This is a genomic window from Providencia sp. LY12 (genome assembly GCF_057621555.1).
In genome coordinates this window covers 3,932,605-3,948,657 of record NZ_CM172594.1, presented here as the reverse complement: position 1 = coordinate 3,948,657, position 16,053 = coordinate 3,932,605, and the positions used below count along the sequence as shown (strand labels likewise).

The following is a 16,053-nucleotide window of genomic DNA, read 5'->3' as shown; positions in this document are numbered from 1 at the left end:
TAATGGAACAGATTATTCGCACAGTGCTTGATGAGTTGGAGTCGCAGGAGTCGGTATTGCTCACTTGGGGTAATACCCAAGGTTTTTTCACTCAGATCGAGCTGAGCAATATCATCACTCAGGTTCTACAGAACTTCCCGCTCGACGCCGGAGGCCTTACAAGCTTTAGCATAGCGAAAGTTATGATCGATCGTGGATTGCTACTGCGTCACCAGCAAAATGGTGTTTCGGTGTTTCGTACCCGCATGGCGGAGGCAGTGCGCCTTTACAGCCAGTTGCGCCAGATGTTTCCTAAGCACGGCCTTAATAATAACTGGCGTACCGCATCGACGTTGGTGTCCGACTATCGCTTCTTACGCCGCCAACGCAAATACCCGAAGCGTAACCAGCAGGCTGCTGAAGTTTTGCAACAACTTGATGAAATAGCAGGTTTTACCTCTACGCACCGCCAGTTACTATCGGCCCTGCTCAGCCACTCGAGCGGAATGTACAACCTCGCCTACTTTCAACAAGAAGCCTGCAAAAACGTACTGCGCGGATTGCAGCAGAGCCAGCACCGCTCGACTGCTACCATTGTCTGCGCCGGAACTGGGACTGGTAAAACTTTGGCGTTCTATCTGCCTGCTCTGACCTTTATCGGCAGTGAACTGGTCGCCAAAAGAAAAGATGCGGTAAAGGCGCTAGCAATATACCCTCGCAATGAACTGCTGAAAGATCAGTTTATCGAAACGCTGCGTCAGGTACGTAAACTGAACGGTTTGCTGGAAGAAAAAGGCGTGCGCAAAGTACGTATCGCCGCTCTTTTCGGCATGGTGCCGCTAGATAAAGACGCGATTTATCGTGACTACATGAAAACGGCTTGGAGCCGGCATCGTGACGGTATGTCCTGCCAGTATATTCCCTGCCCGACGGATAGCTGTCGTGGCAAAATGGTCTGGCGCACCGCTGATCTTGAAAACAGCTTTGAACGTCTGCATTGCGATAGCTGTACGCAGACCATCGAGCCTGATGAAGTGATCCTGACGCGTAAGCGTATGAAGATCGAGCTGCCAGATATTTTGTTTACCAGCACCGAAATGCTGAATAAGCATATGGGCAACCCGTTTCTGGCATCGCTGTTTGGCATCGGCAAAAATGTCGTCCCGCCATCGATGATGCTGCTTGATGAGGTGCATACCTATTCCGGCGTCAGCGGTGCACAGAACGGCATGCTGATCCGCCGCTGGAGGCATCTGTCCGGTGCTACACCGCACTTTGTTGGACTGTCCGCAACGTTGGAGCAGGCGACGCGCTTTATGGCTTCGTTAACCGGGTTGGAAGAGTACCTAGTGGCGGAAGTTAGTCCGATCGAAGACGATATGGAGACAGAGGGCGCGGAGTACATGCTGGCTCTACGTGGCGACCCGGCGTCCCGCTCTAGCCTTTTGTCCACTACCATTCAGGCCTCCATGCTAACCAGGCGTATGCTCGACAACGCCGCAGTGCCGGTCAGCAATGGTATGTACGGCACGCGCAGTTTTGTATTTACAGATGATATTGACGTCATTAACCGCCTCTATTTCCAGCTATTGGATGCCGAGGGTCGTTACTCGAATGGCAATATCAATGCCAAAAAAGAACCGCTGGCGATGCTGCGCGGCGATGCGCCAAATGAAGAGAAATTTACCTTTGGTCAGCAGTGGCCGTTGGCTAAAATGATTGGCCATACACTCGATTCTGCTGACCGCAGCAACGTTAAGCGCACCTCTTCGCAGGATGCTGGCGTCGACCATGCTGCGGATCTGATTGTCGCTACCGCGTCACTTGAGGTCGGATTTAACGACCCGAACGTCGGTGCCGTTATCCAGCATAAAGCCCCGCGCGATAATGCCCAATTCCTGCAGCGTAAAGGGCGTGCTGGACGTCAACGAACCATGCGCCCGTGGACCGTGGTTGTGCTGTCCGACTATGGCCGTGATCGCATGGCATTTCAGTGCTACGAAAACCTGTTTGAGCCGGTACTAAAGGCGCGCCAACTGCCCGTCGGCAACAGTTACGTACTGCGTATGCAGGCGGCCTTTGCCACTATGGACTGGCTCTCTAGCCGTAACGAGTATCTTAATCAGTGGAATCGTGGTATCTGGGATGACCTATCCGTCCCGCAGGACAAAGGTAAGCCATCTGAAGCTCAGTCAAAGCTGGCCGATCTGATTGAAGACCTTCTGAACAGCCAGAAAACCCAGCAGGAGTTTAACTCATGGTTGGCTGAAGCACTGGGGATTAAGGACGAAAAACTGTTGCAGTCATTGCTGTGGCAACCCCCGCGCGCGATTATGACCGCGTTTCTTCCTACGGTACTTAGAAGACTGCGCTCCAACTGGTCGCGCCTTGGCATTGAGCAGGCCGATAACTGCCGCAAAAGCACGCCGATGCCTGATTTTATACCGTCCGCTTTGTTTAACGACCTCTGCCTGCCGGAGTTACAGATTAACCTGCTAGGTGAAGTCGGTCAGGAACCCGATGCGCACAGCATGCCGATTTTGCAGGGGATGAAAGATTTTGCCCCGGGGCGTATCAGCAAGCGCTTTGCCATCAAAAACATTCGCGAATGCCACTGGCTAGTGCCGAAAAAACTCGAGCTGAAAGATGGTTCGCATCCATTCCCGATTGATGATTACTGCCCGCCAGACAAACGGGAGTTCATGCCCGATTGTCACATTACCACTCGCACCGGCATGCAAGTTATCTCTTGCTTCCGCGCCTGGGAAGTGACTGCCAGTACGCCGTCAGATGACCTTAAATTGAGTGAAACCTCAAACGCGTTTCTTAACTGGCACAGCGAGATCCGTCCACCTCAGAACGGCATCCCTGCGGAAGTGCCATCCAACAATGACTGGCAGGATATTTTCCAGCAGGTGGAGTTTTACGGCCACCAGCAGCACTGTCCGATCGAAGCCGTGCGCTTTGCCAGCGGATCACGTGCCAATATTAAATTCAGTGACCAGCGTGAAGACCTGCAGATTGACTTCAAATTTGAACACCAAGGCGAACCCGCTGCGTTCGGCTTCTCGCTGTGGGTAGATGCGATAAAATTCCAGTGTCGGTTACCTAATTTTGATCTCGCTAGCATCAGCAACAACCGTGAACTGGTGGCCGGATTGCGCACAGCGCGCTTCGTGTATGAAGTCAGCCACGACGATGCAATCAGTGTTAATACTTTCCTCGGCGGTTGGCTGGCAGAAACTGTCCTGGCAGGTATTGGCAGCGAAGCAGTATTGAAAAACTGCACCCTGGAGCAGGCGTTCCGCGCAATGGAACACAACAGCGCAGGGATCGCCTTGATTGACGTTCCTGCTCGAATCTTCCAGACGTTGTATGATGCGCAGACCGGTGAAGAGATAGAGCAGGATCTGCAGCAAAGCTTGCGTGAACTGTTGGCCCAGGCTCCAGTGATGGCAAGAATTGCCGACTGGGTGGAACTGCTGTGGCAACCGCTGGATAACACCTGGCTAGAGTGGTTGACCCTCAACTTCACCAACACTCTGGGTGCGGCGCTGCTGCAAACAGCTATGCAGTTGTGCCCAGATGCCGACGAGAACGACCTAATCCTTGACCTCAACGGTGGGCCGGTGCGCACTGCGCTGCTCGCGCCTGACCAGCGCGAAATCTGGCTGTCGGAAACCACCGTGGGCGGTGGCGGTATCATTGAGAAGATCCAACAGATTTACAGTGAAGATCCGCGCAGTTTCTTCGAGTTGCTAGACTTTAACCTCAGCCCAGGCAACTACGAAACAATGGACAATAACGTTTGGCATCTGCTGCAAACCATGGTAAACCCGGCATCATCTCTGCCTGCGCGTATGAACGAAATGCGCCTTGCCAACAATCATGTCAGCCAGGTTCAGGCGCAGCGCAACTTGCTGGGAGAATTGCAGCGCAGCGGCTTTATAACCAGCCACAGTTTCCTGTCGGCGATTAACACCCGCCTATTACGGCCGGGGACCGATGCCAGCAGTGACGTCTTTTTACTGCAGCTGCAACAGGATTGGCGACAGCAGGAGCAGCGACTGGGCATTGAACTACCACAGCGTGTCTATGCCTTTACCTGTAGTCAGTCCAGCGCGCTTGACCAGCAACTACAACAAGCGAGTCAAGGGCAGAACAACTTGGAGAGTTGGCGTTTAAATACCTGTAATGGCCTACTGTGGCCACGCGGGCATACCATTCGTGATAGCTGGCTAACTTGGTACAACCCTTACAGCTTTGCCGGGCCAACCGAGCGCCTCCTGCTGGCCCATGTGGTGCAGCATAGTTGTGCTCAGGTGGATCTCAGCCAACCAGACTGGATGCAGCAGTGTCACCAGCATCTGGAAAATAATGGCAAATGCGAGTTAGTGGCCAAACCGGGCGATGCGATAAATGGAGCCATCGCCACTCTTTTAGTCACCCCAGTAGAAATGTATGGGTTGTTCTTCTACCCGCGCGTCAGTGCCCTGCGCCGCCACAGCAACGACACCTTCGCTATGATTGAAATTCCGGAGGCGATCCAATGAATACCCGTCGTATCTTTAAATCCAGGACCTCGCGCCAGAGTGAAGTTCTTGATGTACTCAGCTCCTTGTTGGTAGCGGAGATCGCTCAGCCCAGCACGGAATTGTGGATTGTCTCGCCGTGGATTACCGACCTCGACCTGCTGGATAATCGCACCGGCCGTTTCGACTACCTCGAACCGGCCTGGGGACAGCGTCAGGTGCAGACCTCGGAACTGCTGGCGCGTGCGGTAGCCAACGGCGGTACGCTTAAAGTGATGACCAACGAAACCCAGCATAATGCACGCTTTATCCGCCAGTTAACCGAACGCGTCGCCAACTACGGCATGCTGGGTAACCTGTACATTGGTCAGAAGGAAGTGCTGCATACCAAAGGGTTCCTCGGAGATCATTTCTTCCTAAGCGGCTCAATGAATCTGACGATCGGCGGGATCGTGATCAATGATGAACAGATTAACTTGACCACAGACAAAACCGCCATTGTGCAGGCGTTGTTAGCATTTAACGACTTTTACCAACCGGCACAGAGAGGTGTGCAATGAACAGCGCTGATAGCGAACAGTTTCTGCGAACCTTTTTCCATAGAGAAAACAATATTATCTCTTGGGAAAAAATCGCGGGTGGCCTGCTAGAAGCATCAACCCAACAGCGGTTGACCCCCTGGCTTGACGATGTCCGCAACGGATGCTTCCCGGTGATCCTTCCGCGCGTTGTAAAGGGCAGCAACGACAAAGTCACTTGGTATGCAATGGCCGATGAGGAACGAGACTATGCGGAGTTACGCGAGTTATTAGACGCGCACGTCGGCACCTCGTGGTCAGACTTTAACCGCCAGCGCACGACGCTGGATCCGAGAGATCCGGTGGAAAAAGCGTTGATAGACCACTATAGCGATAGAGTATATAAATTTAGCTCGCTTTCTCTGTCGAGGATCCCGGAGATTTTCAATGGCATAGAGCGGTTGCGCCAACAACTCGCCAGCCGCCCGAGTCACCAGCTCATACTTTTGCGCCCGCGTGGTCGTATTCTGCGTGATGTCCGTTCCGCCTTGCGTCGTCGTGATGTGCCGCAGACTCGCCTCTATCTTCAGGAACTACGTGAAGCTGGTGGCATAGGCCATATTAACGAACTGTTTATCGAACTGCGCTGCATGGCTCTGGAAGGTGATGTCAAAAGCCTGCTAGATTCGACTCAGTTGCGACAGGTCTTGGATATGCCGCACCCGTTGGTGTTGGCTGAAGAAGTGATGACGGTCTTCTATCAGCAGTTTCTGCTGAAGTATGAGCAGTTGAGCGACCTCGCCGCCCAACGACAAGCATTTAATAATTTGCTGGTGAAGAACGTACCGCGCCTGTTCCAAGTGACCCAGGGTATCAACACACCATCGGCGATCAAAAATATCCTACTGTGGTTACTTTCTGACACACAAAGTGATCCGGCAAGACTGAGGGAACAGGCACAACAAGTGGTTGCCGGTATGAGGGATGCAACAGACGATGACCGGCACTGGATCCGCCGGTTGCTGGAAGCATTCCCGGCCGTTGCAGTGGACTCCCTACCGGCGGCGAGCACCGATGAATTGCTTGCCAGAGCCGATGAATATCCTGAAAGCGTTCTGAATGAGTTACTGTTGCTACCGGTCAGCGCTCGCGGCGCAGCCATTGTTTTGAAATGTGCCTGGGTCGTAAGTAGTGCAGAAGCTGCTGTGAAGGCTGTCAGTTATCTGCAACAACTGGCACAACAGGAGCGCGACTTATTGCTGGCGAAACCGGCCTTCCAGCGTTATTACATTGCCCTACAGTTGATGCCGCCATCCATACGAACAGAACAGGATACTGCCGGTATCAGTAATTGGCAGGACTGGTTGAAGGAAGTGCTAAATAACCCTCAATGGTCGGGGGCGATAGAAACGGTAGAAAAGGCCAGCAGCCAATGGAACGCAGCAACTTTCAACCCAGAGGCATTTGTTTCGTTGCTGGATAAAACCAACAACTGCGCCAGTATAGTGTTGCGTGATGCTATCCCAGTGCTGCTCGAGTGGCTGGATAACTATCAAACCAACTCTTCCTGGCAGTCTGTCCGGTTGGCATTGCTGCAACAACTGACGCTGGACGACAATAGTTCACGCGAAGATATCTTTACTGCCTGTGAACTAGCACGCGGTTATTTAGAGGGCGACAGTAATGCGCAAGATTACCGCGAATTAATAGAAAATCTGCAGATGATGATCGAGAGTTCAGGTACCACCAGCGCTAGCGCTTGGCTGGATATACTAGAACTGTTCTTGGTCTACCCGACTGCTGACCAACTTGCCAGAGAACAATTATTCAATCTGGTACTCAACATGTTTTACCGCAACCCAGCCCGCTATAGTGAATTGCAGTGGAGCCTATTGGCTCAGTTTGTTGGTGAGTGCGGGCTTATCTGTGAAATTCCCCAACAGATTTTAGAAGACAGCGGTGAGAAAGCTGATGAGGTTCATGTCGGAGCAACATTGAATGATAAGGTAGTAGGCATTTATACATTGACGGATTCGGTAGCGCTGCGTGTGAAAACACAATTACTAGCCGATTACCCTCTGGCCGATATTCGCCTCAACAACGATAAAGGCGGCTCAACCATGCTGCGTTCATTGGCTAAAGAAGCGGATGTATTTATTTTTGCCTGGCTTAGTTCTAAACATTCTGCTTATTACGCGATAAAAGCAGAGCGAGGGGATAAGCCTTTACTGCAACCTTCCGGCAAAGGAAGTACCAGTATGCTCGATTGTATTCGTAATTATCTTAAGTCGGTAGAATTATAAAATAATACAAGTGATAAAGCATTTTCACTTATATAGAAATAATAAATAACTTTATTTTATGTTGATTTGAATAAGGTTATTTTTAATGCTGTAGGCCTTATATGCTATTTATAATAGAACTTTATGGCCTGTAATAATATATCTAATAAATAATTGGATTCTTTGTATAGTTGTTGGAATATATGGTTGTATAGCTTATTATTTTAGCTTGTATAGTATAAAGAGATTATGAAAGGGGGAAGTGTGAAATTATTTAATAATCAAATTGTTATGGATTTAATTGTGAATTCTTCGGGAGGATTTAGTTGTAGTACGTTGGCTAGAGCCTTAATATCAAAAGGATGTACTTCAAATATTGAATGCTTAGTTAACGACTGTAGAGAGTTTTGCTTGCATCTAGAGCGTCAGGGGATTCTGGTAAAGCACACGCAACTTTCATGTAGTGGTGATGAATATTTTGAATATGTGTCAAAGTGAGCATTATTTTTAGAATTTTTGTTTAAAAAGAGCGGAACGTACTTGCAACATACCTTTTTATGAGATAGCTTTGCCACAGGAATTTTTAGAGGCGATGCTGTGAACCAAGTTAATCTCATTACAACATGTACAAATGGCAAGCATGGAATGAATGGTAATTCATTGAATTTAAATGGATTTTCTTCTGGGAAAATATCTCCAGAGTTGCTCATCCAGTCATGGTGCGATGCAATTCAAGTATCATTATTAGATTTTGAAACTATTCGAGTGGAAAATTTATATAAAGGGGGCCATTGGAGTACGGCTAAAACTATCAAAAAAGATTTGTTAGCAGAGTTATGGGTACTTTCTGCTGGTTTTGGGTTACTACATAGTGATGATTATGTTTTGCCTTATAAAGCAACATTTTCATCAGGTTATAGTGAATCTATTCCTTATTATAACCAATTTTACATAGGGAAAGGATTTCATAAAACATGGTGGCATGAAATTTCTAAGCGTTCTCCATTTCAAAATGAACATCCGACCTCAATATCTAGTTTAATGAAATTAAAACCAAAAGAGTATTTCATTATTTGCGGTTCTCCTGATTATATCAATGCAATAGATGTTGATGTTTTTAACGGCCTTCAATATTTAGAAAACCCAAGAAAACAACTGGTTATAATTACTTCTAAGCCAGTTTATTCCAGGTTGAGTTCATATCAACTAAAGAGTGATGCACGTATATCACAATTACTTAAATGTAATATGATTATGTTAAATATTTGCTTAGCAAAATATTTTTTAAATGAATTTATAAAAGGTTCTTATGAAGACTTTAGTTTACTCTTAGATAAATTAAAAATTAAATTTGCCTTATTACCAAAAAATAAATCGAGAGAGATTAATAAGGTTACTGAGGAAGAAGTAAACAAATATATTAATTCAATTTTAAAAGAAAATTCTAAAATGAGTGCAACTCAGGCCCTGCGTATGTTTCGTAGTTCTGGTTATAGCTACGAAGAAAAAAAATTTAGAAATTTATTCTATGATATTTTGAATGGTAACGATTTATAATCAAAATATACTGAAGTATATAAGGTATAGCTATAGATAATTGTTTTTTTAAGGAGAATAAAGTTGTCGAAGCTGAAGTATTTTTTCCCAGATAGCCAGGATTTTATAGATCCAAGTTTCGACTTCGTTCGTGAAACACGAAATGAGAATCGAATTCGTCAACGAGATGATTACTATCCTCATGAAGTTTTTCCTCATCCTTATGACGGAATGTTAGTTTCTAAAGCAGTGGTTGATGGTCTGGGTGGTGGTGAAAGTAAATATACTAGGGCACAGCGTTTACGTTATTTTCGTAATGGAATGAAACATTTTTTTCGTCTTCCGGATAATATGGAAACAATGGGGGATTGTGGCGCCTTTACATACGTGAATGAATATGTACCACCATACAGGGTTGAGGAAGTTATTGATTTTTACGAAAACTCAAGATTTAACTTTGGTGTATCTTTGGACCATATTATTTTTGGTTATGAAAAACCCGGAGAAGAATTTGATGGGGAAATTTTAAATGAATGTAAACGCCGGCAGAGCATAACACTGACTTTAGCTGAGGAATTTCTAAATAAGTCAAAAGGAAATTGTTTTATTCCTTTCGGTGTTGCACATGGATGGAACAAAAAATCTTATCGAAAATCTGTAGAATCTCTTTTAGCTATGGGCTATACGAATATTACTATGGGAGGAATGGTACCATTAAAAACACCTCAAATATTAGAAACTTTAGAAGAGATAAAACCATTACTGAAAAATAATATACGTGTGCATTTGCTCGGAATTGCTCGACCTGAAAGTTTTTTAGACTTTGTTCGTTTAGGAGTGACAAGTATCGATTCTACTACACCTCTCCAGCAAGCATTTAAAGATAGAAAAAAGAACTATCATAATCTTGATGGAACGACATATGTTGCGGTTAGAGTACCTCAATTTGATGCTAATCCTAGTCTTAGCAGAAAAATAAAATCAGGTGTTATTGACCAAGACTTAGCTCGTAATCTTGAAAAAAAAGCAATGAATGCTTTATTTCAATATGATAAGAACGAAATACTATTACCTAAAGCACTTGAGCATGTACTAGCCTATGAACGGTTGCATTCAGGTGATAAAGAAGCTGATAAAATTAGTAAAGATTATGAGAGAACATTAAGGGATAAACCTTGGAAGCGATGTCAATGTAATATCTGCAAATCTATTGGTATTAATGTTATAATTTTTCGTGGTGCTGAACGTAACCGACGTCGTGGTTTTCATAATATTCAAGTGCTGTATAGTCGATTACAGCACACGTTACTTTTACACTCAAAGGAATTATTATGAGTGAATATCGAGTTCCTGCCTTACGCATTAGGCAAGGAGATAAAAGAAACCTATATAGCTTAGCTATAGATGGAAAACAGATTAGCAAGATTGCATCAATTTCTCGTATACGTCGAGGAGATGATAGCTTAATTGGATATCAACGTCCTGAGATTCGGAATCATATCCGTGAGATACAACGTTATATAGAAAGCTCGAATCCTATGATTCCGAATCCAATCATTATTGCTTTTGATAAACGTGTATATTTTGAAGCATTAAATAATAATGATGAAATAGGTTTTTTAGTAATACCATTATCTGAAGATGATGATTTCAAAAAACCTGGATTTATTGTCGATGGGCAACAACGCACTGCGGCATTACGCGATGCTGATATTGAGTCATTTATGATGCCCGTTTCAGCTTTTATCGCTCATGATGCGGAAGAGCAACGTGAGCAGTTTATGCTGGTAAACTCTACTAAACCGCTACCAAAAACTTTGCTTTACGAGTTAGCTCCGCACACTCACGGACGCCTACCTTCGGATCTTCAATTGCGTAAATTCCCGTCTCTTTTGACTCAACGTCTTAATTTTGGTGATGGTCCGTTAGTTGGAAGAATAAAAACTGCAACGAATCCAGATGGGGTGATAGCTGATAATTCAATGATTAAAATGATTGATTCAAGCTTACGAGAAGGCGCTTTATACCGCTTTCGGGATTCAACTACAGGGCTTGGTGACGAAGATAAAATGGTTAAACTATTGAATAATTTTTGGTCAGCAGTAGAAATAGTTTTCACTGACGATTGGGATAAAAAACCACGCTATTCTCGTTTGTTACATGGGGTTGGTATTATAGCTCTCGGTAGTTTAATGGACGAAATTGATAATGTACATCAAGAATACAAAGGTGAGCCTGGTTGGTCAGATATTCCATCAATTACACGTTTTGTGACAGAACTTAATCGTGTTAAGTCATTATGTGCCTGGAGTTGTGGAACTTGGAATTTTGGCGTTGATCTTGATGGTAACGCTATTATACGAAAATGGAATGAACTCCAAAATTTATCGAAAGATATTTCACTTTTAACCGATTACTTAGTAACGAATTACCTGAAAATTGTAAATTTAGATATTAAAATTTAACTAATATGTGTTTTTATTTCATAAAGTTGTAATAATTAATTTAATGATGGTAGATGCAATGTATATCCCCCTACCATCATACATTGATATTCAAATTTACTCACCTTTATAGATGCACCCAGCAGTACAGGTTTCTTTGACTGTTACCGCAGTTAAAATATCTAAGGAAGGTTTTAGCTGTAGCCATATCCATTTTGCTAAAACTTCACTAGTAGGATTTTCCAGACCAGGGATATCATTGAGATAGTAATGATCTAGTTTATCTAGTGTGGGCTTAAAAGCCTCCTTTAATTCAGCGAAGTCAATAATCCAACCAGTATGTGTATTGACTTCAGCTGTAACTTCTAGTCGGACGAGGAAAGAATGTCCATGTAAACGCCCACATTTATGTCCATTGGGAACATTTGGCAGGCGATGAGCAGCTTCAAAAGTAAAGTCTTTATAGATTGTGGTATTCATAAATATCTCATTATCTAAAAATTTTTAATGTATTGCTTTTATTAATTAATATCTGTTTTTTATAGATGAAATTTATTTCATTGTATATAATTCATGACTAAAATTTATCATTATAATTCATAGCAGTAAGAGGCCAGATGGTAGTTATAGTTTATATTTTATCATTATGTAGTGCTAATCTTCTTGTGGCATACTTTGGTGCATGGATTACCCCAATTAATGCATTTTTTCTTGTCGGATTGGAGATGATTCTACGTGATATTCTCCATGAAAGATATGGGATATTGCGCTCTATAATATTATCTATGGTGGCCGGAGGAGTGAGTTACTTAATTAATCCTGATGCAGGAATTATTGCTTTTGCATCATTAATTGCATTTGTATCATCAGCAATTGTAAATGCATGGGTCTATCAATTATTGATTAAAAAGTCATGGTTTAAAAAATCAAATATAAGTAATATAGCTGCCGCAGGGGTTGATTCTATACTATTTCCTTTAATTGCATTTGGTGCTTTTATGCCTGTAATTATAATTGCGCAATTTGTATGTAAAATAGGTGGTGGTGCACTTTGGAGCTTTATTTTGAAAAGTTACAAAAATGTTGGATAATAAAAACATGATATTAGCTCAAGCTATTGTGGTTTTAGGTTCGCTCTTAATTGAAGTTCCCTGAAATCGTCAATCATTCTTTGAACCACTGCTTATTAAAAAGCATCAGACGCGCGTTATCCATATGGATGAGCAAATACACTCTTTATATACAAAAGGGATGACTAATCGAGAAATTGTGGCTTATATTTTAGGTATTTTGTGTATCCTTTGAAAAAGTTCACATTTCCATAAAGGATAAATTTGCAGTGGTGAGCATATTCTTGAATTTACAGATTTTACACAAAGCAGTTTCCAGACTGATATTTCGCCTGCTGGCGGACAAACCTCTACCCATGAAAGCCCCTAGCGCGAAACTACATATTCTTCTGCTTCGCTGGGATGCTAAATTAGGAGATGCCATCGTATCTTCTTTCTTTTTTCGCGAATCACGTAAGCTCAATGCCAGATTAACTGTACTTACGGTTAAGGAGTTAGCGGAAATGCACATCAACACCTTCGGTGTGGATGAAGTCATCGTTACGAATTCGCATCCAGGACTTGGTGAACTACGCAGACTGGTGAACCGACTAAGTAATGTCGATGTCGTTGTACATCTGGTCGGACGACTGCGACCTGCCGAAATCGTTTTTATGCGCTTACTTCGCCCGGCGAGTATCTATTCTCTTGATGATTCGCTGCACTGTGTGAATCGTAAAATGGGTTTCGCTGCGAAAACGCTAAATATAGTTGAACAGTACCAATATATTCTGCAAGATCTGGGCGCGAAAGTGATCGACACTCAGTACATTGTGCCATCGCCTGCCGAACTCCCTCCAGCGGCGTTCTCCCCTCAAATTTTATTTAATCCTTATGCTAGCCGACAAGACAAGGGGCTATCCCCTTCCCGGGCAATTGCAACTCTACAAGCTATCGCCAACAAATTTCCCAGCCATTCCGTGGGCATTCTTTGCAGCCCTTCAACGTTGTACAGCGCACAGCATCTGGAAAATGCAGTTGCACGCGATAATGTAGCAGTGTTGTGCGATGGGCTAACGCCCGAAAAGGTTGCAGGATATGTTCGCCGAGCGCAGGCTGTTGTTAGTGTGGATACTGCCATTGTGCATATGGCCGTTGGCCTGAAAGCGAAGCTGGTGGCGATCTACCCGTTGATTGCAGGTCAACACAACCCATGGTTGCCGCCTAGCTCACCTTTTATACAAGTGATCTACAGCGAGCAACAGCCAGACACACTCCGTCGTACGGGCAAAAAAAATATGGATGCTTTTTCACTAACGTCATTAATAAACGCATTGCAGACTCTCTTAACGCTGCCAGCAGAAGCGAAAAACAGCATGTCGCTTAACGCAAGAGTCATCCCCGGACTAGGGGTAGCAACAGGTACACTGGCGCGACAACTGCCCTTAATCTGTGAAAAATTTCCTGAAGTAGCAGGCTGTTATGCCGGCACGATCAACCTTGAATTCAGCGTTCCTGTCACAGTTGTGCGGCCCGATCACCGTACCGCGCCGCTGGCCTGGACTCCCAGTGGACGCACCACCGAGATATTCGATCTACTACGCATTGAACTTGAGTTCAGCCATTTAACTGAACGAATCCCCGCATGGCTGTATATTGCCCACTGCTCGCCACATCGTCGGACGCCGACCATTCACGAAGTAATCGCGCCGCGCATTAATCTCAATGGCGCCACGTACTGTCGACTCCACTTACCAACTGAGGCTATTGTATTGGGCGAAAGTGGTACTCAGGCAACGGAAGCTATCAATTTGTCACTTTCATCAACCCAGTAATCCACATTCGCCTCAATATGCAAAAATAGTTTTGCCAGCAGCGAACCACCCGCTAGGAATTCAGCCACGGTTTCTCTCCGGGCTTCGGTACGCCGAAAATAGGTGTTGTAAAGTTTGAGAATGGCCACGTCGTTAATCAAAAACGCCTCGACGGCAATATCGGTGCGACGCATCACCTCGCAACCAGCAAAGTTGTAAAGAGGACGGAATCCGGGATCGATGACCTCCCCGCCAATCGGGATGACAGCATCGGTAGCCTGGGCAATAATATTTTTGATTCTCCCAGGATTACCCCAAGCATGATTCTCGTTCTCAAGCCCTATAGCTAAGGCTTGAGCAAGTATGCTATTTCCCGGCAGGGACGCGAAAATACACTCGCTATGCCAGTGCAATTTATGGCTCACCCCTGTCGGAAATAGCTCAACACTCGGTTCTCTAAACAGCAACGTATCCGCATCCAACCATGCCCCGCCCCAGCGATGCACAAACGCCATGCGAATGAAATCGCTTTTCGCCACAATAGCTTCAATGCCGTTCGCCAGCGTAAAGCTCAGCGGTTCAAAGGCCCAAGCTTTATTCATGATATCAGCATCGATGTGCTCGCTTACCGTTCGCGGTGTAAGCAGAAGAAAACGATCGCCCAAAGCTCTACGCATAGAAACCAGAGCCAGGGCAACATAAGCTGGCATAGTCTGACCCGGTGCGTTTTCCCAGTAACTGACGTAATGAATAGTGTCGGATGTCATTTCACCAATACCTTACCTTTCGCACACAGCAGCCCATTTTGCATCAGATATGTTCTGAGCATCACCAGTGATGGCGTGCATGCAGGCTGAGCCAAAAACTCATTATTTAATGCTGATTTATACAGATTAAGCCAAGTTAGCGCTGGTACATTTGGCAGGAAAGCCGGTAAACTTTCCCGGTTGTCTTCGCCAAATAACAGACGCAACGTACGTAAAATAGGCTGATAGCCAGGATCAGAGAGCAGTTGCGCGATGTTTTCATCCAGATGCTGTTTCACGCTCACGCTGTTCAGCCTATCCTCCACCGAAGCATCAGTTAATGCCACACGGGGATCTAATGCCACAGGATAAATAGCACGAAATGATCGGGCGCCATTACTCAGCGATTCATACAACACTTTGTCCGCCGTTGCCCCTGTCACCAGCACGTCATCGCCAAAAATGACATGCACGCCGCTCCAGCGATAAAAATTCTCCGCTGGGATCACGTGATCCTGCACAAGATTGACCCGATCGCGTTCGACCTGGCTAAGGCTGGCATAATTTTCACACGGCGGCGCAATCCTGGGTAGTTTGACGTTGATAATGGTAGGAAATCCTTTATGCGCCAACGTGAGATTAATTTCTTCGACCACGATGTCGTAGAGCACATTGGCTGTGGAAGGCACATTACGCCAGCCTGTTGTCATCATCACGACATTCTCTCCTTCCTCTTTGGCCTGGCAGAATAACCTCGACCATGATGAAGAGGTGTCATCCAGTTCTGCGGCAAGGTAGTCGATAACGCACTGTGCCAGATAGCGTATCTCGCCCACTCCGCCATATTTCGCACGGCTATAAATGCCCGCTAATTTTGTAGCGTCAGCACCAGTGAGCATATTGCAAAATGCTCCAGCCACATTCTGTGTCAGATAATGCAGCGCCTTACCACCAAAAATAGCGACGTAATCAGACATGTCGATCAAACCGCGCGTCAGCAAATCAGTCGCGAACGTGCGAAAACCGGATTTAACATCCTGCGTATTGATCTGTTCGCTGGCCTGGCGAAACATTGTCAACTGGGTTGCGATCGGTTCGTTGTGCAACGTGTTCCACGAAAGTGAATGCGGGGTTTTTAGTCCATTCATGGTGA

11 protein-coding genes and 1 pseudogene are annotated in these 16,053 nt (G+C 45.3%); 9 read left to right on the top strand and 3 right to left on the bottom strand.

Annotated elements, in window-relative coordinates:
* The first annotated feature begins 2 nt into the window (after positions 1-2).
* The 6 genes from dpdJ (at position 3) to dbpB (ending at position 11,312) form a co-directional block, all read left to right on the top strand.
* The gene (dpdJ, locus tag ACY3ZI_RS18680) at positions 3-4,532 is read left to right on the top strand and encodes a protein DpdJ (RefSeq protein ID WP_487375683.1); all 4,530 of its coding nucleotides are present in this window, start codon (positions 3-5) and stop codon (positions 4,530-4,532) included.
* Positions 4,529-5,071, top strand: a complete 543-nt coding sequence (gene dpdK, locus ACY3ZI_RS18675; RefSeq protein WP_487375682.1) for a phospholipase D-like domain-containing protein DpdK — start codon at positions 4,529-4,531, stop codon at positions 5,069-5,071. Before dpdJ ends, dpdK begins: the two co-directional genes overlap by 4 nt.
* Positions 5,068-7,332, top strand: coding sequence for a protein DpdD (dpdD, locus tag ACY3ZI_RS18670; RefSeq protein WP_487375681.1), 2,265 nt, complete (start codon positions 5,068-5,070; stop codon positions 7,330-7,332). The genes dpdK and dpdD overlap by 4 nt, the downstream gene beginning before the upstream one ends.
* 576 nt (positions 7,333-7,908) lie before the next feature.
* A complete protein-coding gene (locus ACY3ZI_RS18665) occupies positions 7,909-8,868 on the top strand; it encodes a hypothetical protein (RefSeq protein WP_487375680.1) in 960 nt (319 codons plus the stop codon).
* A gap of 63 nt (positions 8,869-8,931) precedes the next feature.
* Complete coding sequence (gene dpdA, locus ACY3ZI_RS18660; protein ID WP_487375679.1) at positions 8,932-10,182, top strand: tRNA-guanine transglycosylase DpdA; 1,251 nt, start codon at positions 8,932-8,934, stop codon at positions 10,180-10,182.
* Positions 10,179-11,312: a DGQHR domain-containing protein DpdB gene (gene dbpB / locus ACY3ZI_RS18655; RefSeq protein WP_487375678.1), complete on the top strand. Its 1,134-nt coding sequence runs from the start codon at positions 10,179-10,181 to the stop codon at positions 11,310-11,312. The genes dpdA and dbpB overlap by 4 nt, the downstream gene beginning before the upstream one ends.
* Positions 11,313-11,408: 96 nt before the next feature.
* Here the strand turns inward: dbpB and queD are convergent, their stop codons facing one another.
* Positions 11,409-11,771, bottom strand: coding sequence for a 6-carboxytetrahydropterin synthase QueD (queD, locus tag ACY3ZI_RS18650; protein ID WP_487375677.1), 363 nt, complete (start codon positions 11,769-11,771; stop codon positions 11,409-11,411).
* A gap of 137 nt (positions 11,772-11,908) precedes the next feature.
* On the opposite strand from queD, the gene ACY3ZI_RS18645 reads away from it, so the two are divergent.
* From ACY3ZI_RS18645 to ACY3ZI_RS18635, 3 genes and pseudogenes are all read left to right on the top strand, one after another.
* On the top strand, positions 11,909-12,382 hold the full coding sequence (locus ACY3ZI_RS18645; protein WP_487375676.1) for a VUT family protein: 474 nt from the start codon (positions 11,909-11,911) through the stop codon (positions 12,380-12,382).
* 64 nt (positions 12,383-12,446) lie between these two features.
* Positions 12,447-12,566: pseudogene (locus tag ACY3ZI_RS18640) on the top strand (transposase); the annotation flags it as partial.
* A 79-nt stretch (positions 12,567-12,645) separates the two neighbouring features.
* On the top strand, positions 12,646-14,175 hold the full coding sequence (locus ACY3ZI_RS18635; protein WP_487375675.1) for a glycosyltransferase family 9 protein: 1,530 nt from the start codon (positions 12,646-12,648) through the stop codon (positions 14,173-14,175).
* On the opposite strand, the gene ACY3ZI_RS18630 is transcribed toward ACY3ZI_RS18635, so the two are convergent.
* Both ACY3ZI_RS18630 and ACY3ZI_RS18625 read right to left on the bottom strand, forming a co-directional pair.
* Positions 14,130-14,921, bottom strand: a complete 792-nt coding sequence (locus ACY3ZI_RS18630) for a glycosyltransferase family 32 protein (protein WP_487375674.1) — start codon at positions 14,919-14,921, stop codon at positions 14,130-14,132. The two genes, ACY3ZI_RS18635 and ACY3ZI_RS18630, sit on opposite strands and share 46 nt — an antisense overlap.
* On the bottom strand, positions 14,918-16,048 hold the full coding sequence (locus tag ACY3ZI_RS18625) for a hypothetical protein (protein WP_487375673.1): 1,131 nt from the start codon (positions 16,046-16,048) through the stop codon (positions 14,918-14,920). Before ACY3ZI_RS18625 ends, ACY3ZI_RS18630 begins: the two co-directional genes overlap by 4 nt.
* Positions 16,049-16,053 lie beyond the last annotated feature (5 nt).

Bases quoted from the DNA above. Each gene is read 5' to 3' on its own strand.
- ACY3ZI_RS18645 (WP_487375676.1), top strand. From the start codon at position 11,909: ATGGTAGTTATAGTTTATATTTTATCATTATGTAGTGCTAATCTTCTT.
- dpdD (WP_487375681.1), top strand. From the start codon at position 5,068: ATGAACAGCGCTGATAGCGAACAGTTTCTGCGAACCTTTTTCCATAGA.
- dbpB (WP_487375678.1), top strand. From the start codon at position 10,179: ATGAGTGAATATCGAGTTCCTGCCTTACGCATTAGGCAAGGAGATAAA.
- dpdJ (WP_487375683.1), top strand. From the start codon at position 3: ATGGAACAGATTATTCGCACAGTGCTTGATGAGTTGGAGTCGCAGGAG.
- dpdK (WP_487375682.1), top strand. From the start codon at position 4,529: ATGAATACCCGTCGTATCTTTAAATCCAGGACCTCGCGCCAGAGTGAA.
- ACY3ZI_RS18625 (WP_487375673.1), bottom strand. From the start codon at position 16,048: ATGAATGGACTAAAAACCCCGCATTCACTTTCGTGGAACACGTTGCAC.
- queD (WP_487375677.1), bottom strand. From the start codon at position 11,771: ATGAATACCACAATCTATAAAGACTTTACTTTTGAAGCTGCTCATCGC.
- ACY3ZI_RS18630 (WP_487375674.1), bottom strand. From the start codon at position 14,921: ATGACATCCGACACTATTCATTACGTCAGTTACTGGGAAAACGCACCG.